Below are 2,369 nucleotides of genomic sequence, written 5' to 3'. Positions count from 1 at the left end.
GGGTCAGGTACGGCCCTATCCGTGGCGCCATGGCCAGGAACTCGTCTTCGCTGCGGCCGTCGAGGATACGGTCGCGCAGCCGTTCGTAGCGCTGCACCTTCGCCTCGGCCCGGTCGCGGCGTTCGGCGATCAGGTCACGAACCGCCGCAGCGTCGCCGACGTCGAGTGCCTGCACTTTGATGAGCAGTTCGTCGCGGATCGCCGACGGCTTCGCCGGCCGCCCGGTGAACTGCCGAATCTCCTCATAACCCGCCTCGGTCAGCGAGAACATCCGCTTGTTCGGCCGGCGCTCCTGCTCGACGATGCGCGCCTGAATCAGGCCCTGCTCGGCGAGACGTTCGAGCTCCCGATAGAGCTGCTGCGGTGTGGCCATCCAGAAGTTCGCCACCGAGGCGTCGAAGTCTTTGGCCAGGTCGTAGCCGGACGACTCCCCCTCGAGCAGCGCGACCAACACGGCGTCACGTAACGACATTCGGCGATCGTACATCAGACAATACTCAAAAAATTGATTATTCGCCTATGGACATACTCAGCCCGACGTTCTACTGTCGAGGCCACCTACTCAACAAAGTGACCATCAGAGGTATCCGATGCATCCCTTCCGCAAGGCAGTCGAAGAAGGCGACGAAGCGGCCATCCAGGCCTTGCTCGCCGACGACGTGGCATTCACCAGCCCGGTGGCGTTCAAGCCGTACGTCGGCAAGCCGATCACCGCGGCGATCCTGCGCGGCGTGCTGCGCGTCTTCGAAGACTTTCGCTACATCCGCGAGATCCACGACAGCGCCGGCGGCAACCACGCGTTGGAGTTCGAGGCCGGGATCGCCGGCGCGCCGGGCGTCACGGTCAACGGTTGCGATTTCCTGCACGTCAACGACGACGGTCTGATCGACGACTTTAAGGTGATGGTGCGACCGCTCTCCGGTGCGACGGCGTTGTCCGAAGCAATGGCCGCACAATTTCCGAGAATCCAGCAGGAGGCCGTCGAACTGGCCGACCAGTTCGCCAAGGCCCCCACGGCATAGGGAGCCAGGCATGCGAATCGGGTTAGGGATCAACTACGCGGGCGGCTTCAAAGAGGTGGCCGCCGAGGTGGCCGACCTCGAGCGCGCGGGTTTGGACATTGTCTTCGTCCCCGAGGCGTATTCGTTCGACGCGGTAAGTGCCCTCGGATACCTGGCCGCCAGCACCGATCGTGTTGAGCTGGCATCCGGCATCCTTCAGCTCTACACCCGCACGCCCACACTGACCGCGATGACCGCCGCGGGTCTGGACTACGTGTCCGACGGCCGGTTCACCCTCGGTCTGGGCGCGTCTGGCCCCCAGGTGATCGAGGGTTTCCACGGCGTGCCCTACGACGCGCCGATCGCCCGCACCCGCGAGGTCATCGAGATCTGCCGCCAGGTGTGGCGGCGCGAGAGGCTGCAATACCAGGGTGACCACTACACGATCCCATTGCCCGCTGAAGCCGGCACCGGCCTGGGCAAGCCGCTGAAGCTCATCAACAAACCTGTCCGGGAACGCATCCCGATACTCGTGGCCGCGCTGGGACCCAAGAACGTCGAGCTGGCCGCCGAGGTCGCCGAGGGCTGGCAGCCCATCTTCTTCCTCCCGGAGAAGGCGCAGGACGTCTGGGGCGAGGCGCTGGCCACCGGAAAAGCGAACCGCGACCCGGCCCTGGGCGGGCTCGAGGTCTTCGCCGGTCCGACCCTGGCCATCGGTGAAAACGTCGAGCCGCTCAGGGAAGTCGTGAAGCCGCACCTGGCGCTCTACATCGGCGGTATGGGCGCCAAGGGGAAGAACTTCTACCACACCCTGGCCACCCGATACGGGTATGGCGAAGCGGCAGACCGCATCCAAGAGCTCTATCTGGCCGGCGACAAAGAGGCAGCCGCCAAGGCCGTTCCCGACGAGCTGGTGCGTGACGTCTCGCTGATCGGCACGCCCGGGTTCGTCAAGGAACGCGTGGCGGCCTTCCGCGAGGCCGGGGTCACCACATTGAACGTGGTACCGATCGCCGGCACGGCCGCCGAGCGGGTCAAGCTGATCGAGACGCTGCGCGGCCTGGTCGACTGACCGATCAGTCGCGCGCCTCAGCCAGCGCGGCGTTGAGCGTCTTGCTCGGCCGCATCACCGCGGTGAGCTTCTCGTCGTCCGGTCGGTAATAGCCGCCGATGTCGACGGATTCGCCTTGCGCTTCATCGAGTTCGGCGACGATGGCGTCTTCGTCCTTGCCCAGTTCCTCGGCCAGCGCGGCGAAGTGCTTGCGCAATTCCTCGTCGTCGTGCTGCGCGGCGAGTTCCTGCGCCCAGTACAGCGCCAGGTAGAACTGGCTGCCACGGTTGTCGAGCTCACCGGTCTTGCGCGACGGA

At 65.5% G+C, this 2,369-nt stretch carries 4 protein-coding genes; 2 read left to right on the top strand and 2 right to left on the bottom strand.

Going from position 1 to position 2,369, the window contains the following annotated elements:
• The coding region (locus WAN02_RS28925) for a PadR family transcriptional regulator (RefSeq protein WP_422268824.1) at positions 1–472 on the bottom strand (472 nt) is incomplete at its 3' end.
• Positions 473–590: 118 nt separating this feature from the next.
• Here WAN02_RS28925 and WAN02_RS28920 point away from each other — a divergent pair.
• Both WAN02_RS28920 and WAN02_RS28915 read left to right on the top strand, forming a co-directional pair.
• Positions 591–1,022, top strand: a complete 432-nt coding sequence (locus WAN02_RS28920; protein ID WP_422268823.1) for a nuclear transport factor 2 family protein — start codon at positions 591–593, stop codon at positions 1,020–1,022.
• Between the two features lie 10 nt (positions 1,023–1,032).
• Positions 1,033–2,073, top strand: coding sequence for an LLM class F420-dependent oxidoreductase (locus WAN02_RS28915; protein WP_422268822.1), 1,041 nt, complete (start codon positions 1,033–1,035; stop codon positions 2,071–2,073).
• 4 nt (positions 2,074–2,077) lie between these two features.
• On the opposite strand, the gene WAN02_RS28910 is transcribed toward WAN02_RS28915, so the two are convergent.
• Positions 2,078–2,369, bottom strand: a 292-nt coding sequence (locus WAN02_RS28910) for an NADP-dependent isocitrate dehydrogenase (RefSeq protein WP_422268821.1), incomplete at its 5' end; no start/stop codon positions are given.

The organism is Mycobacterium sp. (assembly GCF_049281135.1).
In the GTDB taxonomy this organism is placed as follows: domain Bacteria; phylum Actinomycetota; class Actinomycetes; order Mycobacteriales; family Mycobacteriaceae; genus Mycobacterium.
This window is presented reverse-complemented; position numbering and strand designations above follow the sequence as displayed.